Genomic DNA, 21,493 nt, shown 5'->3' with positions numbered 1-21,493 from the left:
ACCGTGACCAGACCATGACCAACAAGAACCCGGCCACCACCAACAGCAAACCAGCCCCCGCCAGCCCCCGCCAGCCCCCACCTACATGGAAATGACCCCAACCACCCGCAAGACGCCCAAAACCATCCCCACACCAGGACAGCCTCAAGCGGGGCGACCACGGTACTGATCACTATGAACCGAGACAGGCAGAGCCAACGCTTGCACGAGAGACGGAGCACGGAAGAATACCAGTTCTGCCTGGCGTGTTCTGGTGGGGAGCCACGGGACGCCCGGCGCGTCGACGGCAGCAAGCCAGAAGTTTCTCTGCCCTCTTCGGAACGTCGCCTCGAAGCGACAGTTTTCGGGGCTCCAACAGATCGCAGAGGCCCGCCGTGCCATCTCAGTTTCGCTGGCCTCCTGACGAAGAAGCCGCCACTCGACCGAATGCAGCATGGCCGACAGAGCTGCAGGCTGCGGCGGAGGCCAATCTGCCGGATTTCCTCCTGCAGAAGCGCTGGTATCCGGCCAAGGATGCAGGGCGGCCCACGCTGGTTCTTTCCGCACTGGTGCCGCTCTCGGTTCCAGGGACTCCCGCTGCCTTGGCTGTCTGGCGCGTGACTCCGCCGGGCCAAGCACCGTTGCAGCTCTTCGTCCCGCTGGCACTCGTGCCGAGCGAAGAAGCAGAGGACGCACAAGTAATCGCCGCGTCATCTGCCGGTGGCAGAGACGAGCAAAGACTGGTCGAGGCCTTCTCGGTGGATTCGTTCGTCCGCAGCTGGATCGAATACGTGCTGAGGGCCGATGCCGATCCACAACCCGCCGCACCTCTTCGCGCAGGTCGCACTGACCAGCTCGATCAGGTCGGTCTCGTGCCGGGTAGTGACTGGCCGATCCGCCGGAGCAGGACGGAGCAGTCGAATACCTCCATCCGCATCGGCGAAGGAGCAATCCTGAAGGTTATTCGCAAACTGGAAGAGGGCATCCATCCCGAGCTGGAAGTAGGCCGCTTCCTGAGCAGCGTCGCTCGGTTCGAAGCTACGCCCTCGCTTCTCGGATGGACCGAGCTGGACGGTGCGACAGCTGATGGTGCCACCACCCTGTCGGTGCTGCAGGCCTTCGTGCCAAACGAAGGCGATGGCTGGTCCTGGATCCTGGGCCGGCTGTCCGATGGCACAGCACGAGGGAAGAACGGCGAGGCAGCTATTGAGGAAGCCACTGCTTGGCTGAGCAGCCTCGGCCGGCGGACAGCCGAGATGCACATTGCCTTCAGCACGGCCACCGACGATCCGGCCTTCCGGCCGGAACCAGTCCAGGCGGAAGACCTCCAGGGCTGGGCGACGGCGGCAGAGGCGATGGCCCGTCGAGCACTGGATGGACTTGCAGCGGCCGGAGAGCAGCTTGACCCGGACGTTCAGGCCATGGCGAAGGATCTTCTAGCCCGACAGAACAGGCTGATGGAGCGGCTCTCGGCAGTCTTGGGTGCTGCACCCACCTTCGCGAAAACGCGGCATCACGGCGACTATCATCTGGGCCAGGTCCTGGTGACCGGTGGCGACGCGGTGATCGTCGACTTCGAAGGCGAGCCGCTGCGTCCCCTGGCGGAGCGTCGAGCCAAGCATGCGGCGCTGCGCGACGTGGCGGGCATGCTGCGATCTATCGCCTACGCCGCCGCTGCCGCCGGGAGGGGACTGCCCGAAGACCTGCCGCCGGTTGAGCGGGAGGCGACGCTGCACCGGCTTTCGGCCTGGGAAACGACAGCCTCGCGCGCCTATCTCGATGCCTATTTCGACGCGGCACAACGCGCGGCCGGCTGCCCGGCGGATAGGGCCGAGGCCGAGCGGATCGTGCAGTTCTTCTTGTTGGAAAAGGCCCTCTATGAGGTAGCCTATGAATTGGCCAACCGGCCGGATTGGGTCGCCATCCCGCTGCGCGGCGCGCTGGCATTGCTGGATGCGGAGGCTGCGCAATGACCACACGCATGCATCGGATGCCTTTCGGTGCCGAAGTCCAGCCGGACGGGCGGGTGCGGTTCCGCCTTTGGGGGCCATCGCACGAGAGGATCGGCCTGGAGCTTGATGGAGAAACGCCTGTACCGATGCAGGCGATCGGCGAAGGTTGGCACGAGCTCGTCACCGATCGGGCAAGCCCCGGTACCCGCTATCGCTTCGTGCTGCCGGACGGCCTCCATGTGCCGGACCCGGCCTCCCGCCACCAGCCGGTGGACGTGCATGGGCCGAGCGAGGTGATCGATCCGACCGCCTACCTCTGGGGGGACGGAGAGTGGAAAGGCCGGCCCTGGGAAGAAGCGGTCGTCTACGAGCTGCATGTCGGCACCTTCACCGAGGAAGGCACCTTCCGAGCCGCCATCGCCAGGCTCGACCATCTGGTGGATCTGGGCGTCACCGCGATCGAGATCATGCCGATCGCGGATTTTCCAGGGACGCGGAACTGGGGCTATGACGGCGTATTGCCCTTCGCGCCGGCTTTGGCGTACGGCCGCCCGGAGGACCTCAAGGCGCTTGTGGACGCAGCCCATGCGCGCAAGCTCATGGTCATGCTCGATGTGGTGTACAACCATTTCGGCCCAGAGGGTAACTACCTCCACGCCATCGCTTGCGAGACGTTCACCGACCGCCACGAGACCCCGTGGGGTGCAGCCATCAACATGGACGGTCCGGACAGCGGACCGGTCCGCGCTTTCTTCATCCACAACGCGCTCAGCTGGATCGAGGAATACCATCTGGACGGGCTGAGGTTGGATGCCGTTCACGCCATCCTGGACGACAGCCAGAAGCATCTGCTGGAGGAGTTGGCGGAGCAGGCGCGGGCGGCAGCGCCGGACCGGCCGATCCATCTGGTCCTGGAGAACGAGGAGAACCAGGCAAGCCGGCTGGCACGGGACCAGCGTGGCCGGCCGCGATGGTACTCCGCGCAGTGGAACGACGATGTCCATCACGTTCTGCACGTCGCAGCGAGCGGCGAGGACAAGGGCTATTACGGCGACTATCTGGGTGACACGGACAAGCTCGGGCGGGCGCTGGCCGAGGGATTTGCATTCCAGGGCGAGTTGATGCCCTATCGCGGCCATCCGCGCGGCGAGGCAAGTGCGACTCTGCCGCCTACTGCCTTTGTCGGGTTCATCCAGAACCACGATCAGGTCGGCAACCGCGCCTTCGGCGATCGGCTGACGTCGTTCGCCGCAGCCGAGGCCGTACGAGCAGTGGCCGCCGTCTACCTGCTGCTTCCGCAGATTCCCATGATGTTCATGGGAGAGGAATGGGCCGCGGCTCAGCCATTCCCCTTCTTCTGTGATTTCGGGCCCGAACTCGCGGACGCGGTGCGCAAGGGACGGCGCGAGGAGTTCGCGCGTTTCCCGGAGTTTCAGGATCCGGAGGTGCGTGCGCGCATTCCCGATCCCACCGCCGAGGAGACCTTCCGCTCGGCGAAGCTCGACTGGCACGCCCTCACGCAGTCACCGCATACCGAGTGGCTGGACTGGTACCGCAGGGTCATCGCGACCCGCCATGCCCAGATCGTGCCGCGCCTGGCGGGCATTCGCGCTGGCGGACGTTACGAGGTGATCGGCGACAGCGCAGTCGTTGTCCACTGGGCGCTGGACGATGGCCATATGCTGGTCCTGGCTGCGAACCTGTCCGCCCGGCCGGTCCAGGGCTTTGCAACCGACCCTGGAATGGTGATCTGGCAAGAGGGCGAAGCCGGACCTGACGGTATGTTCGCAGCCTGGACCGTGCGCTGGACGATCGAGCAAGAATCTGGTGGCCCGGGTTCCGGCGTGGAGCTTGGCCAGACGGCGCTGGATGCGCTGGCGGCCCGCATGGGCATCGAGGCGGAGTTCCGTGATGCGCGTGGCGAGGTCGTGCGAGCTACGGCGGAGACCAAGCGGAGCCTGCTGGCCGCCATGGGTCTGCGGGTCGCGGGGGAGGATGAAGCAAGGACGACGCTGGCGGAACTGGAGCGAGCCGAGTGGCAACGCCCGCTGCCGCCGGTGGGCATCCTGCCATGCGACGGCAGGACACACTCGGTCGAGATCACCTTCCCGCCCGGGACGGGCAAGGTGTCCTGGCGGCTGATGCTGGAGGACGGCGACGAGCGTTCGGGTGAAGGGGAATTCGAAGGGCTTCCACTGGTCGCTGCCTGCCCGCTCGATGGCCAGGACCTGCAGCGCCGGCGGCTGATGCTCGATGACGATCTGCCCTGGGGCTACCACCGGCTCCTGGTCGAGCCGGGCGGCGCCACGACGACGTTGGTGGTGACGCCCGGTCAATGCTGGCTGCCACCGGCCCTGGTGGAAGGGCAACGGCTGTGGGGGATCGCAGCGCAACTCTATCTGCTGCGCTCGGCCAAGGACTGGGGCATCGGCGACTTCGGTGACCTGCGCCAGCTCGTGGATCTTGCGGCAGCCCAGCGTGCCGACGTGATCGGCCTCAACCCGCTGCATGCGATGTTCCACGACAATCCCGAGCATGCGAGCCCGTACTCGCCGGCCAGCCGGCTGCTCCTCAACATCCTCAATATCGACGTGACGGCGGTACCGGAGCTGCGAGACTGCCCCGAGGGGCAGGCGCTGATAGCTTCCGATGCCTTCCAGCGTGACCTGAAGGCCTGCCGAGGACAGGGGCTGGTCGACTATAGCAAGGTCACCGAGCTCAAGCTGACAATTCTGGAAGCCTTGTACCAGTGCTATTGCAAAGCTGGCGAGCGCATGCGCCAGCAGGCATTCAAGGCATTCCGGCAGGAACTCGGCCAGATGCTGGAGCGCAACTGCCTGTTCATGGCGTTGCGGGAGTGGTTTGCAGCACGTGATCCGGCGCAGGCAGACTGGCATCGCTGGCCGGAGGACTACAAGAACCCTGCCTCCCCTGCCGTGGCCCGGTTCGCGGAGGAGAACCGGGAGCGCATCGACTTCCTTGCCTGGCTGCAATGGATTGCCGACGAGCAGCTTGCGGCAGCAGCGGCGGCTACGGCGAAGCATGGAATGGCAGTCGGCCTCTACCGGGATCTGGCGGTAGGCGCCGACCGGGCTGGTGCCGAGACCTGGGTGAATGCCTCGGCCGTCGTGTCAGAGGCACAGGTCGGTGCGCCGCCCGACATCTACAATCCGGCCGGCCAGGATTGGGGGCTGCCTCCTTTCCATCCAAAAGCGCTCCGGGAAGAGGCCTACCGCTCCTTCATCGAGCTGGTACGTGCGAACATGCGTCACGCCGGCGGCCTGCGGATCGACCACGTCATGGCCCTGCAGCATCTCTACTGGGTTCCGCAGGGAGAGAAGCCATCGGTCGGCGCCTATGTCGCTTATCCCATGGACGACATGATCGGCATCCTGGCCCTGGAGAGCCATCGCCAGCACTGCCTCGTGGTCGGGGAGGATCTCGGCACCGTGCCCGAGGGCTTCCGGGAGCGCATGGCGGCCGCCAACATCCTCTCCTACCGCGTGCTGTTCTTCGAGCAGGATGCAGACGGCGCCTTCCTGCCGCCCGAAGCCTACCCGTCGCTGGCTCTCGCCGTCGTCGGCAGCCACGACCTGCCGACCCTGCGCGGCTGGTGGGAGAGGCGCGACATCACCCTGAAGGACAGTCTCGGCCTCTATCCCGAGGCGCAGGAGGCAGGACGGCAGCAAGACGCCCGGGAACGCGACCATGCACAGTTCCTGCAGGTGCTGCGCCGGGAGGAGTTGCTGCAGGCGGATGAAGAACCGGACGTCTTGCAGCTCGCGCGGCTGGCCCATGCTTTCCTGGCCCGGAGCCCGTCCATGCTGGCAATGGCGCAGATCGACGACCTGACTGACGAAGCAGATCCGGTGAACGTGCCGGCAACCTCGCACGAGCATTCCAATTGGCGGAGACGCCTGTCGATGACACTGGAGGAGCTGGCGACCGACCCGCACTTCATCGAGATTGCCGGCATCTTCCGCAAGGAGCGGAGTGGGCCGGCCCGGCAGGATGCGGCGGATCTGACCTTGACCGCTTCAGAGCGATGAACCTGTTCGTCTCGCGGCCATGCCAGGACGTGGGCACGCCGGCTAGGGGCAAGCACCGCTTTCAAGGCCGGCGATAGGTGGGGGACCAGGGCGGCAGCGGGCCTGGGCGACGGACGAAGGCGGCGATGGCTAGGAATATCAGCGGCAAGACTTGTTGGTTGTGCGCTGGGCGATCTGGCTTCGCTGCCGGCAGACCAGGATTCCGACAAGCATGACTGGAGCGGGAGGTGAGGACGAGGGGGCCTGTTCGTTCCGGGTGGCGGTCGATGTCGTGGACGGACAGGAGGACGACCTTATGCCCCGACGCCTCTGGCTGGGTGAACGGGGTATCCAGGTGGCGGAAGTGCTCGATCGCTGGCCGGGCGCCGATCACCTTTACGTCAAGCTGCGCGGCGGGGACGGTGCTCTCTATATCCTGCGGCTGGATACGAGCAGCGGCATCTGGCAGATGATCCAGTTCATCAGGGAAGGGGCAGCACAAGCTTGATGCGATCGAGGTGTCGGCAAGGCAGTGTGGTGTTGTTCACCTGCTTGTCGCTTATCGGCAGCCTGCGCACGCGCTAGACAGGGGCATCACCCGCCCCTGGAACTGTTCTATGCCTGACTTTGCGACGCTCTCGACCGCTTGGAACTACCCGACCCGCGTTCTGTTCGGTGCCGGAGCCGTGGCCAAGCTGGCGGAATCCTGCAAGGCGGCCGGGATGAAGCGGCCGCTCGTGGTGACCGATCCCGGGATCGTGAAGCTGCCGATCCTGACCGCAGTTCTGGATGCGCTGAAGGCTGGTGGGCTTGAGGCAGCCGTCTTCTCCGAGGTCAAGCCGAATCCCGTCGCGAAGAACGTTTCGGACGGGATCGCCGTCCTGCGCGAGGGCAGGCATGATGGGGTGGTCGCGTTCGGTGGCGGGTCCGGCCTTGATGCCGGCAAGGTCGTGGCCTTCATGGCAGGTCAGACCCGGCCCATGTGGGACTTCGAGGACATCGAAGACTGGTGGACCCGCGCCGACCCGAACGGGATTGCACCGATCGTCGCCATTCCGACCACGGCCGGTACGGGCTCCGAGGTGGGCCGCGCAGGCGTGATTACCGACGAGCGGACGCATACCAAGAAGATCATCTTCCATCCGAAGATGATGCCGTCCACGGCAATCCTGGACGCGCAGATGACGGTAGGCCTGCCGAAGAACCTGACCGCCTGGACCGGCTTCGACGCCCTCGCTCATTGCCTCGAGGCCTATTGCGCGCCCGGCTTCCATCCGATGGCTGAAGGGATCGCAGTGGAGGGCATGCGGCTGGTGAAGGAAGCGCTGCCAAAGGCGGTTGCAGACGGGAGTGACCTGGAAGCGCGCGGCAAGATGCTGGTAGCCTCGGCCATGGGCGCAACCGCGTTTCAGAAGGGCCTGGGCGCCATCCATTCGCTGAGCCATCCGGTAGGCGCCATCTACGACACCCACCATGGCCTCACCAATGCCGTATTCATGCCCTACGTGCTGGCCTTCAACCGCGACGTTATCACCGATCGAATGGAGCGTCTCTCGGCCTGGCTTGGGCTGTCGGGCAGCAGCGGCTATGATGCCGTCCTGCAATGGGTGCTGCGCCTGCGCGAGGAACTTGGCGTTCCGAACACGCTGGCCGGCCTGGATGTCGGCGCCGAACGGTTCGAGGAGATGGGCAAAATGGCCGAGCAGGACCCGACGGCCGGCAGCAATCCTCGGCCGCTGACCGCTGCGGACGCAGTGACGTTGTTCGAAAACGCGCTGGCCGGAAAGCTGTGAAACACGCGGCCGCTGCTTGGACGGAACTCGGTCGTGAGGCTCCTTCCTAAGTAAGCGAGCTGCTGCTTGCTTGCCTCACTCTTAGCTGTGTCCGGCTGCGTCGCTCGTGCAGCAGCGGCGGACGCGGTTGGGGTGAAGCGGCTGAACACCCGCGCTCCTGAGCGCGGCTCGATGCTGGAGGTCTCATTGTAGTACCCGGCCGAGGGATTCATCATGGCGGAGATGACCAGCCAGATCGTTCCAGTTTCAATGGACGCATCCGCGCCGCGGCGGTCGATCCAGAGATGACGACCCTAGTTCCGCGCGAGAGCTTGACGGCAGTGCCGTTCCCAGCCTCGTCAATCTGGGCCGGTCCGGCGCTTTCGAACCTGCGCTCAAGGCACCGCAGGCTGCGGCTTTGACCCCCGGTGCCATCTACCGGACGCTCAAGGATGCGGACCGCCCCAGCGCATTTCCCTTATGCACAGCGGGGGCTGCCGCCATTTTGGGGGAAGAGGGTGAGGATGCAGCATTATGCCGCGATGACGGCAGCCCCGTGTGGAGGAACATGCAATGCTGAGCGGGCTCATTGGAGACTTCTTCCGCACGCACTTGCTAAGGGCCCCCATGAGCGGCAGCGCTAGAACTGGAGATTTACATGATCCGTCACACCGTAGTGTTTCGCCTCAAACATGCGGAAGGCTCGAATGCAGAGCTTGACTTCATGCAGGCGGCCCGGGTTCTGGCGGCCATACCGGGCGTGCAGACTTTCGAGCAGTTGCGGCAGGTCAGCCCGAAGAATGATTATCATTTCGGCTTCTCGATGGAGTTCGCGGATGCCGAGGCCTACCGGGCCTATAACGAGCATCCGGACCATGTAGCATTCGTGCGCGAACGCTGGGTGCCTGAAGTCGACGCATTCATGGAGATCGACTACGCACCGCTATAAAGCTCACCGGATCGTTGACTGAGTCAACTTATTGCCGCAGCATTCCGCGTTGAGAGGAATGCCATGGATGTTCCTGCGGGCCTGGACGGCCAAGTCGGGGTCGTGCGCGACTTCAACCGCTTCTACACGCGGCAGCTTGGACTGCTCGAAGAGAGGCTGCTCGACAGCGCGTTCTCGCTGACCGAAGCACGAGTGCTCTACGAGCTGGCGCACCGTGACGACTGGACCGCCACCGAACTCGGCCGGGAACTTGGTCTTGATGCAGGCTATCTCAGCCGGATCCTGAAGAGGTTCGCGGCACTGGGCCTGCTGCTTCGCATGCCTTCGCCGCTCGACAGGCGGCAGAGCCTGCTGATCCTGACGCCTGCCGGCCGTGCCGCCTTCGAACCATTGGACCTCACCTCCGAGGCAGACGTCGCGGCGTTGCTTCAGCGGTTGTCGGGCGAGCAACGCAGCAAGCTGGTCCATGCGATGAGCGCGGTCAGGGAGATCCTCGCCGGTCAGCCTGCACGAGGGGAGCCATGGGTCTTGCGCCGCCATCGACCGGGCGACATAGGCTGGGTGATCCATCGTCAGGCCCTGCTCTACGCCCAGGAATTCGGCTGGAACGAGTCCTATGAAGCGCTAGCCGCGGAGATCCTGGCAAAATTCGTGCGCGACTTCGATCCTGTCTGGGAGAGCAGTTGGATTGTCGATCGCGGCGGCTCCGTGGTGGGCTCGGTATTTCTGGTCAAGGAGAGCAACGACCGGGCCCGGCTCCGCCTGCTCTACGTCGAGCCGTCGATGCGGGGATCTGGGTTGGGCCGGCGCCTCGTCGATGAGTGCATCCAATTCGCGCGCGCCAGGAACTACCGGACCCTAACGCTCTGGACCAATGATGTGCTGCTCTCTGCCCGCCGCATCTACGAAGCCGCCGGCTTCCGGGTGGTCGACGAGGCGCGGCATCGGTCATTTGGCCAAGACTTGGTCGGGCAGAACTGGGACCTCGATCTCTGCGGGACAGCAGTGACATCCCCATCCTCCAATTCAGGCCCAGCAGCGCCATGACCCGACCGTTCAAGGACCACTTCTCCACCAACTCGGCCGGCTATGCTGCCCACCGTCCCACCTATCCAGCGGCCCTGGTCCAGTTCCTCGCGGATGTCGCACCCGACCGGCACCTGGCCCTCGATTGCGGCTGTGGCACCGGACAGCTGTCGGTACTGCTGGCGGAACGGTTCGATCGGGTCGTCGCAACCGATGCCAGCGCCGAGCAGATCGCTCATGCCGATGCCCACCCGCGCGTAGCGTACAGGTTAGTACCCGCCGAGCGCAGCGGCATGCAGGCCGGCACGGTCGATCTGGTGACGGTGGCACAGGCCGCCCATTGGTTCGACCTGCCAGCCTTCTATGCGGAGGTGCGCCGGGTGACGTACCCAGGTTCAATCCTCGCGCTGATCAGCTACGGCGTACTCCACGTGGACGAGCCGCAGGTCGAGCCGCTCCTGCAGCATTTCTACTGGGACGCACTCGGGCCCTACTGGCCAAGTGAGCGACGGCATGTCGAGGAAGGCTACCGCTCCCTGCCCTTCCCGTTCGCCGTGATCGAGGCGCCGATGCTGGACATCCAGGTCCAGTGGACGCTTGGCGACCTGCTTGGCTATGTCGGCACGTGGTCGGCGGTTCGCCGGTTGGAAAAAGCCGCCGGCCAAGGGTCGATCGACGACTTCACGAGGAAGCTCGCCGGTGCCTGGGGCGACCCCCAGGCCTGTCGAACCGTCCGCTGGCCGCTCGCACTGCGGGTCGGCCGGGTGGAAGATCAGGCGGCGGCGGACTGAGCCGCGCATCCGCAGGCCGCGTCAGTCGGAGCATCCTCGTAGCGGTCGTGATGGCGAACCCAATCCGCCAGATTGCCCTGCGGCCCGTTCTCGTTTCGGCCGAGCGGCGTCAGGTCGAGAAAGCTGTAGGTACCGATCAGTGATTCCGCGCCACGGCCGTAAGATGAGTAGGTGTGGTAGATATCGCCGTCCCCGTCCTTGTAGAACACACTGATGCCGGGCAGTTCTTCGATCTGGAACGGACCTATTTCATAATTGTAGTAGGCCTCGTTCTTCTCGGCATCTTCCGCCGTGAAAGACACGTTGAAGTCGTAATTGAAGTTGCTGCCGAAGGACGACACCCATAGGAACCGCCAGCCCATCCGCTTCCCGAACGGCTCGATCTCGGCGAGCGACGCGCGGGAGACCGCTACGAAAGTCACGTCATGATGTTCCAGGTGCTGGCGGGCGGCGTCCACGTGATTGGCCAGGAAGGAGCATCCGACACAGCCTTCCTTCCAGCCCGGCCGAACATGAAGTGCTGCACGATCAGCTGACTCCGGCCGTCGAACAGGTCGGCCAGCGCTACCTTCCCGTTGGGTCCGTCGAAGACATAGGGCTTGTCGACCCGCACCCAGGGCAGTGCCCGGCGCTGGCGGCCAAGTTCGTCCTGCGCCCGCGTTAGTTCCTTCTCCCTGCGCAAGAGTGCGGTACGGGCGTTCAGCCATTCGTCTCGGGACACGATCGGTTGCATCTGCATCTGTTCCTCCTCTGATCTCGGGAAACCTGCGCTCACTGAGCGACATATGCCTCCAGCTTGTCGAGCGCGCCGCTCCAACCCTGCTGATGCGCGTCGCGCACGGCTTCGTCGAACAACTGTTCGTGCAGGAGTGTCAGCACCGTGCCGTCCGCATCCGGCGTCAGCGTGAGCGTTACCTGCGACTCGCGCTCTGGCATCGTCCGCCACCCCCAGCTGAAGACGAGCTTCTCGTGGGGAATCACTTCGCGGTAGACGCCGCTGACGTCATGGCGCTCTCCATCCTCCGTATGGAAGGCCATGTGGAAGCGGCCGCCTTCCCGCACGTCGACGTCCGCGATCAGCGTAGGTCCACCATCCGGACCAAACCACCGGCGGAGGTGCTCGGGCTCCGTCCAGGCGGACCAGACCTTCGCAGGTGCTGCCTTCAGGCGGCGTCGGATGGTGAGGCTGGGTCGGGTCGACATTCATCCTCCTCGGATGCGACAGTTCCCTCGGGCGGAGGATCCTGCTCCAGGAACGCCGCGAGCCGGTCGAGGCGCTCCGTCCAGAAGCGCTCGTAGCGGGTGAGCCACGCCATCGCTTCCTCCATGGGATCGGCATTCAATCGGCACGTGACCGTGCGGCCGGTCTTGCTTCGGGTGACCAGCCCGGCATCGGACAGGACATCCAAATGCTTCATGATCGCCGGGAGCGATACGCTGAACGGGCGCGCCAGCTCCGATACCGACAGCCCATCCTCTTCCCGCAGGCGTGCCAGGAGGGCACGCCTGGTTGGATCCGCCAACGCGGCAAAGGTACGGTCGAGCGTCGGGGCCATTCTATTAACCATATGGTTAAGTATTTACGGTCGCCTGTACCACGTCAAGCGCTTCCTGCTCGGGTCAAAGCATCTTGTAGAAGAAGCTGGCCGGCCGTCGGGAAAGGTTATCGGCACTGGCCGAGAAGTCCGGTATCTCGCCGACCTTGGTCCAGCCGAGCCGCGCATAGAGCCGCTCGCCAGCGCTCCTGGCCTTTGTATCCAGCGTGAGCAGCGTACGCCCAATCCGCCGGGCCTCCGCTTCGGCGGCCTGCATCAGCCTGGTGCCAAGCCCCTGGCATCTTGCCCGCCGGTGCACGAGCATCTTGGCGAGGTCGGCTCGGAAAAACTGGTTCTCCTGAGGTGCCAAGATCAGTTGCACGGTCCCATCCAGCTTGCCCGCTACCTCGGCGCTGAAAATCAGGCGCTCGCCTCGGGCATGGCTCGCCAGCGCTCCCTCCCACCAGGCCTCGGCCTTGGCGCGGGTCATGGGCCAGACGAAGTTTACCGAAGCGCCGCTCTCGACCGCGTCGACCAGCAGTTCGACCAGGTCTGCACGCCTGTCCTGCGCCTCCATCGGGCTGAGCAAGCGTATGACATGAGAAGTCATGGCACCGGCTCCATAGCGAGGATGACAGCGTAGCGGGCTGGCTGGTCGCTGATGTTGCGGAAGGTATTGCCATCGGCGATGCGCATGTGCAGGCAGTCGCCGGCTGACAAGATGTGGACGGCTCCCGCTGTGGCGATCTCCATCCTACCTTCCAGCATCCAGACATGCTGGTCGACCAGCCTTGGCAAGCTCGGTTCGAACGATACCTCCGCACCCGAGGGGAACTCGACCTCGACGATCCGAGCTGGCGATCCGGTTCCGGATGGAGCCACCTCTCGCCGCAGGTAGCCGCTGGATGGGTCCTGCCAGACCGGCTGGTCGGCCCGCCGCAACAGGGGTGATGGCATCTCGCGGGCGAACAGCTCCGAAAGGGTGATGCCGAGGCGCCCGCAGAGCTTGTCCAGCAAGACGGCGCTCGCATGCACCTCGCCCCGCTCGATCCGCGAGATCATGGCGCGGCTGACGCCGGCACGCGCAGCCAGATCCTCCAGCGACAGCCTGAGCACAGCACGCCGCTGCGCGACACGCTTGCCGATCATCCAGGAAAGGTCGGCTTCTGTATCCATGATGAGAGAATATCGTCTGATATAGTAGACGCAAGCCGCAAAGGTGCGGCGTTCTTGCCGGCTGCACAAGCTTAAGGAGGATCTGAGATGCTGCTGCTTATCCCGCGCTCATCATCCGCTGGCAGAGCTTGCGAAAAGGTGGGTACGCCAGCAGCCCTTGCCCCAGGCCGATTTCCATCATCGGCAAATGCGGCGACGCATTCCCTTCAATGATGACCGGTCCGGCCTCGGTCACGGCAATATCCCAGCCAATCAGGTCGTGCGGAACGTGCGCGGTGGCACGCTCGGCAACCTTGAGCACCTCATCGAAATGCGGGACCTGAGCGCCTTCAAAGCGAAAGCCATTATCGGGATGCGTCGTATAGACATTCCCGCCATGCTTGAAGAACTCCCGTGCCTCCGGGAACAGCCGGCCCGTCTCCATTTCCAGGCCGACGAAGATGCCGCCGTGGCTGGCGTTGTCCACGGCACTGCCGCCCACACCCAAACGCAGAATAGCTGCAAATGCGGTCGCCGGCTCACCTGGTTCGCCGCATGTGAGGACGCGGATAGTGTTGACGCTAGGGGGATTCATGGCAGCAAGTGACGGATGTTGGATGAGCGTTTCCTCGAACAGGTAATGGGTGGCCTGCGCCTGCGCATATACCTCTTCGAGATTGGCATCGGCACTGTCGATCCGATGGCAGCCATGTCCACGGCTGCCGTCCACCGGCTTTGCGAAGATGCTTCCGGTGGCGGATCGGCCAAGCAGTTCACGCACAAGTGCCACGAAGGCCGCATGGTCGCCGACATGACGCTCCGTTCCGTCCACCCGGAATGTGGCGCCGTCATTGTCGGCCAATAGCGTAGTTAGCGGGAATCCCAGGCCCCGGAGAAGCTCGTGGAGCTTGAGCTTGTCATGAAGAACGGTGGCGCTCTCGCTTGTCATGAGTTTCTGCCAAAGGGCGTAGCCTTGCTTCCGATGAAGGTACTGGGTGTAGTCGCCGGCTTCGCGGCGGTAGGCGAAGTTGATGAAGTACCATTCGGGCGAGGAGCCTGTGCGCTGCGCAACGTCGGTCACTTCACGGACAATCTGCCCAGTCGCCTTGCCCCTTGGATCAGCGAACACCTGCCGGAGATGACCATAGCCATCGGCCGCTCGCGTCAGCAGCGACATTACTTGTTCTCCCTGATCTTGTTGATGATGCCGCACGGCGCGACCGAGCACGGTGCGCCCGGCCCGGCTCGGCTGGCCGGCTACTGCAGCAGCCTCTGAATGTGGGGCAAATCGGCAGGGTGGCGCCAGAACGGGCCACCGCAGAACAGCATGTCGGGCGGCCGTGGCCACCCTCTCGGCGCAAGCACCTGCGCTGCGACACTTTTCATTCAGCCCGATCAACCATCGACTGCGAGCGCGGCGCGACAAAGACGACGAGCCGTGCTCGCAGGCGGAGAATCCACCGACCAGATCCTCGGTGGCAAAACGAACCGGCGACGACCCCGGTTCTTACATTCCCGGCTCCTTCAACGTTGTGCTGAGGTCGATGCCAGACCCATGGTCGGGCTACAGCAGGGGCATCGCCACGGGACGCATCGGCGTGCCGGTCGCGCCGCGCAGCTTGATGCATGCGCCGAAGAACGCGAACTCGTGGACCTTCTCGGCGATGAGTTCGTCGAGGAACGCCATTTCCAGGATCGGCACGCCGGCTTCAGCCAGAAGGTAGGTGTGCACGGGGAAGAAGTTCAGCGGATGGGCGCCGGGCGTCTGTTCCAGGGTCAGGTTGTCGGCACCGATCATGATCGCGCCGTTCTTGCACAGGAACTCGGCGCCCTCGCGGTTCAGGCCGGGCGTGTCCTTCGTAAAGCTGTGGTCCGGCCATTTCTTCAACTGCCCCGTGTTGATCAGCACGACGTCGCCAAGCTTAAGCTCCAGCTTCTGGTGCTTGAGGCAGTCCTGAAGGTCCTTCGCCCCGATGCCGTAGCTGGGCGGCAGCGTCTCCACGCCATGCATGGCGGCGACGTCCAGCAGGATGCCGCGCGCCAGGATCGGCGGGTACTTTTCCGGGCCGCACTTGGTCCAGGCCCGGCTGCCGAGATGCTCCTCGGCACTGAAGCCGTTGAAGATCTTCCCGTTGTAGCCGAAGTGGTTGAACGTATCGATATGCGTGCCGCAGTGGGTATACATGGAGATGGCGTCGCCTGAGTAAGCGACGAGCTGATTCGCCTCCAGGCTTACTCCCATGCTGTTGCCAGCGATCTCACCGGCGGGGGTGTGGGTCATCCAGATCTGGTAGGGCTGGTCGCCAGCACCGAACCAGCCGGGCATGCCGATGAAGTGGTCCACCGACAGGTCGAAGATCCGGGTCGCATCCGCACGGCCCAGGATGGCAGCACGCGAGGCTCCGTCGATGACATTCAGCATCCCGATCTCGTCATCAGGGCCATATGGGCTCTTGGTGACCTTGTGGAACTCGGCGTTGTAGGCGACGATCTTCTGTTTCTCGGCTTCATTTACATAGCAGACGACGCACATGGCGGATCTCCCCCAAGTTCTCACATAATGAAAGGAATGAAGCTGCCGCGCAGGCTGCGCGGCCGAAGCTGCAGTTGCCTAACCGTATCCAGTTGGTCCAGGATCGAACCTTCAGGCAGCTGTGTCCTTCCCGGCTCCGTTGCGCTCAGCGGCCCAGCGTCTTCTCCACTGCATAGTTGTGGATCGGCACGCCAGCGACGTCGAACTGGCGCTTGGACAGGACGGTAAACCCTTTCTTCAGGAAAAAGCGGCATGCCGCCTCGCTCGCTTCTGCATAGAGGCTGTTCAGCGCTCGGTCCCTTGCGAACCGTTCCACCTTGTCATAGAGCGCGCTGGCAACACCTTGCCCTGCCGCTTCCGGCAGACAGTAGAAGAAGTGGATATGGCCATCGCTCTTGAGGTCGGCGAACGCAACTGGCCGGTCCGATCCGTCGGCAGCAACCAGCCGTACGCGGCCGTCACGGATCAGGTCGTGCAGTCGTTCGGGCGAAGGAGCGAGCGACACCCACGCCGCGACCTGTTCGGCAGAATAGTCGCGGCAGCCCAGTTGCTCGACCGATTGTACATACAAGCCCGAGAGCGGCGATGCGTCCTCGGCCCGATAGCCGCGTATCCTCACCACGAGCTGATGGCCGTCCCGATCCACCGGATCAGCCTTCGCGCGGCCGCAGATGAGCGAACCATGAGCGCTCCAGGCGGCGCATGGCCAGCGTGATCGTCCAGGTGAGGATCAGGTAGAGGATGCCGGCCGTGATGAAGGCCTCGAACGGTGCATAGAAGCGGGACTGGACCAGGCGGGCAGCACCGGTGATGTCGATAATGGTGACGATGCTGGCGATCGAACTGCCGTGCAGCATGAATATGATCTCGTTGCCGTAAGCGGGCAGCGCGCGGCGGAATGCGCTCGGCAGGATGATGCGGCGGAGCATCAGCGGCCTGGACATGCCACAGGCCCGAGCCGCCTCGATCTCACCTTTGGGCGTGTTCTGGATCGCGCCGCGCAGGATCTCCGCCGTATAGGCGGCCGTATTGAGCACGAAGGTCAACAGCGCGCAAAACCATGCCTCCCGCAGGAGGAACCAGAACGGGCTGTCACGGACCACCTCGAACTGGCCGAGGCCGTAATAGATCAAGAACAGCTGGACCAGCAGTGGCGTGCCGGTGAAGCAGTAGGTGTAGAACCAGGCCGGCGCATTGATCAGCGGGTTGCTGCTGGCACGCATGATCCCGACCGGGACCGCGAGCAACAGGCCTACGGCCAGAGACACCGCCACCATCCAGAGGGTCGTCCAAAGGCCCCATGCATAAAGATGCCAGCTCTCGAAGACGACGCTGAAGTCCATCGGCGCGTCCTCTAGCGGTAGGGGCGTTGGGCGCGCGCCTCGAGCGTGCGCAGGACCAGGAGCGACAAGCTGGTGAACAGCAGGAACAGCGCCGCCACGAACAGGTAGAAGGTGAACGGCAGCTTGGTAGCGCCCACGGCGTACTGCGCCTTGCGCACCATGTCGTCGAGCCCCAGCACTGAAAGGAGGGCCGTCGATTTCAGGAGCACCAGCCAGTTGTTGGTCACGCCCGGCAAGGCATGACGGGCCGCCTGTGGAAACAGGATCCGGCGAAAGACCTGACCACCGGTCATCCCGAAGGCCCGGGCGCTTTCGAGCTGCCCGGCAGGGACAGCGAGGATGGCGCCGCGGAACGTTTCCGCCATATAGGCGCCATAGATGAAGCCGAGGGTGATGACGCCGGCGATGAACGGGTTGATGTCTAGATAGCCAATCGGCTCGCCGCCTCGTGCCTCGATCCAGACGTCGATCCGCGCGACCAGGCTGTTCACGCCGATCTGGCCGCCGAAGAAGATCAGCAGCATCAGCACGAGATCTGGAATGCCACGAATCACCGTGGTGTAGCCAAGCGCCAGGGCGTTGGCGAAGCGGTTCGGCGACAGGCGCAGGAGGGCCGCGCCGATCCCCATGGCCACCGCCAGCACGGCGGACACGACCGCCGCCGCGAGCGTCAGCCGGGCGCCATCCAGGATCGTCCAGCCATAGCCGTGCAGGTCGAACATGACCGTCCTCCGACGCCGTCAGCATCCGCCTGCTGCGGGACCGGGCGGCCACCGCAGCAGGTATGGAGAAGGTCAGCTCCCGTAGACGTCGAAGTCGAAGTACTTCTTCTGGATCTCGTCGTACTTGCCGTTGGCGCGCAGCGCCGTGATGCCCTTGTTCAGCAGCTCGACAAGATCGGTCTCGCCCTTGCGTACGCCGATGCCTGCACCGTAGCCGAACCATTTCGGGTCGCTGAAGGGAGGACCGATAAACTCGAAGTCGGTACCCTCGTCCTTCTTCAGGAAGTTCTCGGAGAGGACGACCGAGTCTTCCAATCGGACGTCGACACGGCCGGCGACTAGGTCGAGATTGGCTTCGTCACCTGTGCCATACCGGACGATCTCGGCACCAGCGGGCTCGAAGACTTCCGTGGCATAACGATCCTGCACGGTCTCGCGCTGCACCCCGATCTTCTTCCCCGAGAGGCTCTCGGGCGTTCCATCAATGCCGGAGCCCTTTTTCGCGACGAGGCGAGTCGGCGTATTGTAGTACTTGTCCGTGAAGTCGATGCGCTGCTTGCGCTCATCCGTGATCGACATGGAGGCGATGATGGCATCGTACTTGTTGGCCATCAGCGCCGGGATCATGCCGTCCCAGTCCTGCTGGACCAGCTCGCACTCCACGTTGAGCTCCACGCAGAGCGCGTTGGCAATATCGACGTCGAACCCGGCCAGTTCGCCTTCCGGCGTCACATAGTTGAACGGAGCGTAGGCGCCTTCGGTACCGAAACGTATCGTCTTCCATTCCTTGGCGTCCGCGACATTGCCCGCGACCAATGCGGCCGTCAGCGCGATCGCGCCCAAGGTAAATCTTCTCGTGGCCATGGCGTTTTCTCCCGTGCGGCGTCCGCCGCTCATGGAGGGATCGTCGACGAGCGGTCACGAAGCGTCAAGCGACGGCGGGTGCGTAGGCCTTCAGGAAGCGGTCCACGGCCTGCTGCGCCAACTGCCGTTTCTCGGTAGGAGCCGGCAGGGTCGGCACCGCGAAGAGGGCGCGCAGATGCAGGTCGGCGCGGACTAGGCTGATCAGGTCGACCGCCGCTCGTTCCGGATCGGCGGCCTCGATTTCACCGCGTGCACTGGCCTCGGCCAGTACATGCGCCAGCGCGCTGCGAACGCGAATCGGGCCAGACTCGTAGAAGCTGGTGCCCAAATGTGGAGCCCGTACCGATTCGGCGATGATCGTCCGGTAGACGTTGATGATCTCGGGGCGAATGATGAAGTCCAAGAAGGCCTGCGCAAAGCGGATCAGCCGGGTCCGCAGGTCTCCGGAGAGATCGTCGAGCGCCTGAAGCATGCGTGCGTGTGCGGTACATTCACGGATGACGACGGCTGCAAAAAGATCCTCCTTGCTCTGGAAGTACTCGTACACCGTCGCCTTGCCGACCTTGGCACCTCGCGCAATGTCGTCCATGTTCGTAGCGCCGTAGCCGCGCTCCATGAACAGTTGCCGTGCCGCGGCAAGCACCGCCTCTGCCTTGCCACCCACATCGGCACGCATCTCCATCCCGCCGGTGATCAAGCTACAAACTCCAACGGCCATTCCTGAACTGAACTGTTCAGTTCATACTACATACGGCTGTGAGAGGAGCCGCTTCAAGAGGTATGATGCTCACTGGCGGAGCAATTTCGCCATGCAGCTCTGCCAAAACTGAACGGTTCAGTTCCTCTTGATCTAGCGGTTTATCTGCTCCATCTGCCATTCCGTGAACGATAGCGCCGGCCAGCCTCTTCTGGGGCGGCAGCGTCGGGGATCTGTCGATGACGATCGTGAAGAAGGCCGTGGCCGGCGGATTGGCTGCCGCTGCAATTCTTGGCGGCAGCTATGCGGGCTGGGAGTACTGGCACCAGTGGCGATTCATCCAGTCGACCGATAATGCCTACGTGGAGGCCGACATTGCGCCGATCGCGCCAAAGGTTGCGGGGTTGGTCCAGGCCGTTCATGTGACCGACGATCAGCGCGTTCACGCCGGCGACGTGCTGTTCGAGATCGACCCTACTGACGTCGACGCCGCGCTGGCTGCTGCCAGCGCGGCGGTCGAGGCACAAAAGGCGCGGATTGCTACCATCGGCTCACAGATCGTGCTCCAGCAGACCATGATCGAACGGGCGGCTGCCGGTGTCGAATCGGCAAGCGCTCAGGCTGAACTCGCTCGTTCCGAGTTCGCGCGCTCGAACAAGCTGGCCACAGCCAGATGGGCCAGCCGCGAGAGCCTGGAGCAGGCGAACGCGGAGACGGCGAAGGCGCAAGCGGCACTGCGGCAGGCCGAGGCCGACCTGACTGCGGCCAAGGGCCAACTGGACGTCCTTCATGCCGAGCAGAACGAGGCACAAGCTGCCCTGCACCAGGCGGAAGCCAAGCTGCATAGCGCCCAGGCCGACCTCGATGCCACCACGGTCCGCGCTCCCGTGGATGGAGTCGTCGGCGGCAAGTCCGTCCAGGTCGGGCAGTATCTTCGCGCGGGCAGCCAGACCATGGTCGTGGTGCCGTTGCCGGATGTCCACATCCTCGCAAACTTCAAGGAGACCCAGATCGGCGGCATGCGGATCGGCCAGGTCGTAAAGCTTGCGGTGGATGCGTGGCCGGACCGGGAGATCGAGGGGATCATCGCCAGCGTTGCGCCGGCCAGCGGTGCCGAGTTCAGCCTGCTGCCGGCCGAGAACGCGACCGGCAACTTCACGAAGATCGTCCAGCGCGTGCCGGTTCGCATCGAGTTGGCACCCGACAACCCCTTGGCCGGCCTCTTGCGTCCTGGCCTGTCGGTGGAGGTCAGCGTCGATACGCGCGACGAAGGCAATGGCGGCCTTGCCACGGAGGGGGTGTTCGGCGCGGCACCGTCCAAGGAGCGGTCCGGCATGCTGGTGGGCAGGCTATAAGACCTCATGGGCGCCGCTACGACCAGCGCCCCGCCGCCAGCGGCGGCGGACAGCACTGCTGCGGCAGGTCCGGACCGGATGGCGGTCTTGGGCTTTTTCGCCATGGTGTTCGGGATGTTCATGGCGATCCTGGACATCCAGATCGTCAGTTCATCCCTTCGCGAGATCCAGGCCGGACTAGCTGCCAGTTCCGATGAGATCGCCTGGGTACAGACCAGCTATCTGATCGCGGAGGTCGTGATGATCCCGCTGTCGGGCATGCTGTCCCGCGTCGTCTCCACCCGCATCCTGTTTGCAGTGTCCTGTGGCACCTTCACGATCGCTTCGTTCCTATGCGCTACCGCCGGCTCGATCGGTGAGATGGTCACGTGGCGGGTGCTGCAGGGCTTTCTCGGCGGGGCAATGATCCCGACCGTGTTTGCGACGAGCTTCATCCTGTTCCCGCCCGCCAGGCGCGCCACCGTGTCCGTCATGATCGGTCTGGTCGCCACCATGGCGCCCACCATCGGCCCGACGTTGGGCGGCTGGCTCACCGAGAGCTTCTCCTGGCACTGGCTGTTCCTGGCGAACGTGCCGCCGGGCATCATCGTCACGATCCTGGTCTGGCGCACCGTCGACATCGACAAGCCTGACCTGTCGCTGCTGAAGGGCTTGTGTGGACGCCCTCTGCGGGTCAAGGTCATCGTACGGTTTTTCTGGATTGCCCGGTCGGGTGCGGGTTTGTGTCCGGCCTGTGCTGCGGCTGGAACGGCCGCTGGCCTTGATGGATTGTCCGCTGTCCAGATTCCCCAT

At 64.2% G+C, this 21,493-nt stretch carries 20 protein-coding genes and 1 pseudogene; 9 read left to right on the top strand and 12 right to left on the bottom strand.

What is annotated here, in order from left to right; translation table 11 throughout:
- The first annotated feature begins 374 nt into the window (after positions 1-374).
- From VHL31_RS05890 to VHL31_RS05860, 7 genes are all read left to right on the top strand, one after another.
- Complete coding sequence (locus VHL31_RS05890; protein ID WP_329660278.1) at positions 375-1,952, top strand: putative maltokinase; 1,578 nt, start codon at positions 375-377, stop codon at positions 1,950-1,952.
- A complete protein-coding gene (treZ, locus tag VHL31_RS05885; RefSeq protein WP_329660277.1) occupies positions 1,949-5,980 on the top strand; it encodes a malto-oligosyltrehalose trehalohydrolase in 4,032 nt (1,343 codons plus the stop codon). Before VHL31_RS05890 ends, treZ begins: the two co-directional genes overlap by 4 nt.
- A gap of 211 nt (positions 5,981-6,191) precedes the next feature.
- Complete coding sequence (locus tag VHL31_RS05880) at positions 6,192-6,467, top strand: hypothetical protein (protein ID WP_329660276.1); 276 nt, start codon at positions 6,192-6,194, stop codon at positions 6,465-6,467.
- A 109-nt stretch (positions 6,468-6,576) separates the two neighbouring features.
- Complete coding sequence (locus VHL31_RS05875) at positions 6,577-7,752, top strand: iron-containing alcohol dehydrogenase (RefSeq protein ID WP_329660275.1); 1,176 nt, start codon at positions 6,577-6,579, stop codon at positions 7,750-7,752.
- A 637-nt stretch (positions 7,753-8,389) separates the two neighbouring features.
- Positions 8,390-8,680 (top strand): Dabb family protein, encoded by a 291-nt coding sequence (locus VHL31_RS05870; protein WP_329660274.1) that lies wholly within the window; start codon positions 8,390-8,392, stop codon positions 8,678-8,680.
- Between the two features lie 63 nt (positions 8,681-8,743).
- On the top strand, positions 8,744-9,727 hold the full coding sequence (locus VHL31_RS05865; protein WP_329660273.1) for a helix-turn-helix domain-containing GNAT family N-acetyltransferase: 984 nt from the start codon (positions 8,744-8,746) through the stop codon (positions 9,725-9,727).
- Positions 9,724-10,497 carry a class I SAM-dependent methyltransferase gene (locus VHL31_RS05860; RefSeq protein ID WP_329660272.1) on the top strand — a complete coding sequence of 258 codons (774 nt, stop codon included), beginning with the start codon at positions 9,724-9,726 and terminating at the stop codon, positions 10,495-10,497. Before VHL31_RS05865 ends, VHL31_RS05860 begins: the two co-directional genes overlap by 4 nt.
- On the opposite strand, the pseudogene VHL31_RS05855 reads toward VHL31_RS05860, so the two are convergent.
- From VHL31_RS05855 to VHL31_RS05800, 12 genes and pseudogenes are all read right to left on the bottom strand, one after another.
- A pseudogene (locus VHL31_RS05855) lies at positions 10,479-11,236 on the bottom strand (DUF899 domain-containing protein). The gene VHL31_RS05860 and the pseudogene VHL31_RS05855 overlap by 19 nt on opposite strands.
- Positions 11,237-11,268: 32 nt before the next feature.
- A complete protein-coding gene (locus VHL31_RS05850) occupies positions 11,269-11,700 on the bottom strand; it encodes an SRPBCC domain-containing protein (protein WP_329660271.1) in 432 nt (143 codons plus the stop codon).
- Positions 11,661-12,053 (bottom strand): metalloregulator ArsR/SmtB family transcription factor, encoded by a 393-nt coding sequence (locus VHL31_RS05845; RefSeq protein WP_329660270.1) that lies wholly within the window; start codon positions 12,051-12,053, stop codon positions 11,661-11,663. The genes VHL31_RS05850 and VHL31_RS05845 overlap by 40 nt, the downstream gene beginning before the upstream one ends.
- 64 nt (positions 12,054-12,117) lie before the next feature.
- A complete protein-coding gene (locus VHL31_RS05840) occupies positions 12,118-12,642 on the bottom strand; it encodes a GNAT family N-acetyltransferase (protein WP_329660269.1) in 525 nt (174 codons plus the stop codon).
- Positions 12,639-13,211, bottom strand: a complete 573-nt coding sequence (locus VHL31_RS05835; protein ID WP_414653646.1) for a helix-turn-helix domain-containing protein — start codon at positions 13,209-13,211, stop codon at positions 12,639-12,641. Before VHL31_RS05835 ends, VHL31_RS05840 begins: the two co-directional genes overlap by 4 nt.
- Positions 13,212-13,305: 94 nt before the next feature.
- Positions 13,306-14,364, bottom strand: coding sequence for a sugar-transfer associated ATP-grasp domain-containing protein (locus VHL31_RS05830; RefSeq protein WP_329660267.1), 1,059 nt, complete (start codon positions 14,362-14,364; stop codon positions 13,306-13,308).
- A gap of 387 nt (positions 14,365-14,751) precedes the next feature.
- The gene (locus tag VHL31_RS05825; RefSeq protein ID WP_329660266.1) at positions 14,752-15,720 is read right to left on the bottom strand and encodes a cyclase family protein; all 969 of its coding nucleotides are present in this window, start codon (positions 15,718-15,720) and stop codon (positions 14,752-14,754) included.
- 145 nt (positions 15,721-15,865) lie between these two features.
- A complete protein-coding gene (locus VHL31_RS05820; protein ID WP_329660265.1) occupies positions 15,866-16,366 on the bottom strand; it encodes a GNAT family N-acetyltransferase in 501 nt (166 codons plus the stop codon).
- A 4-nt stretch (positions 16,367-16,370) separates the two neighbouring features.
- Complete coding sequence (locus VHL31_RS05815) at positions 16,371-17,063, bottom strand: ABC transporter permease (protein WP_329660264.1); 693 nt, start codon at positions 17,061-17,063, stop codon at positions 16,371-16,373.
- An 11-nt stretch (positions 17,064-17,074) separates the two neighbouring features.
- A complete protein-coding gene (locus VHL31_RS05810) occupies positions 17,075-17,785 on the bottom strand; it encodes an ABC transporter permease subunit (RefSeq protein ID WP_329660263.1) in 711 nt (236 codons plus the stop codon).
- 72 nt (positions 17,786-17,857) lie between these two features.
- The gene (locus VHL31_RS05805) at positions 17,858-18,649 is read right to left on the bottom strand and encodes an ABC transporter substrate-binding protein (protein ID WP_329660262.1); all 792 of its coding nucleotides are present in this window, start codon (positions 18,647-18,649) and stop codon (positions 17,858-17,860) included.
- Positions 18,650-18,713: 64 nt separating this feature from the next.
- Positions 18,714-19,346: a TetR/AcrR family transcriptional regulator gene (locus VHL31_RS05800; RefSeq protein ID WP_329660261.1), complete on the bottom strand. Its 633-nt coding sequence runs from the start codon at positions 19,344-19,346 to the stop codon at positions 18,714-18,716.
- Positions 19,347-19,585: 239 nt separating this feature from the next.
- On the opposite strand from VHL31_RS05800, the gene VHL31_RS05795 reads away from it, so the two are divergent.
- Both VHL31_RS05795 and VHL31_RS05790 read left to right on the top strand, forming a co-directional pair.
- Positions 19,586-20,701 (top strand): HlyD family secretion protein, encoded by a 1,116-nt coding sequence (locus VHL31_RS05795; RefSeq protein ID WP_329660260.1) that lies wholly within the window; start codon positions 19,586-19,588, stop codon positions 20,699-20,701.
- Positions 20,702-20,779: 78 nt separating this feature from the next.
- Positions 20,780-21,493 (top strand): MFS transporter (locus VHL31_RS05790; protein ID WP_349262370.1); only part of this gene is annotated, 714 nt, incomplete at its 3' end.

The organism is Geminicoccus sp., from assembly GCF_036263595.1.
In the GTDB taxonomy this organism is placed as follows: Bacteria; Pseudomonadota; Alphaproteobacteria; order Geminicoccales; family Geminicoccaceae; genus Geminicoccus.
The sequence above is the reverse complement of the archived record's forward strand: the minus strand, read 5'-3'. Positions and strand labels throughout refer to the sequence as shown.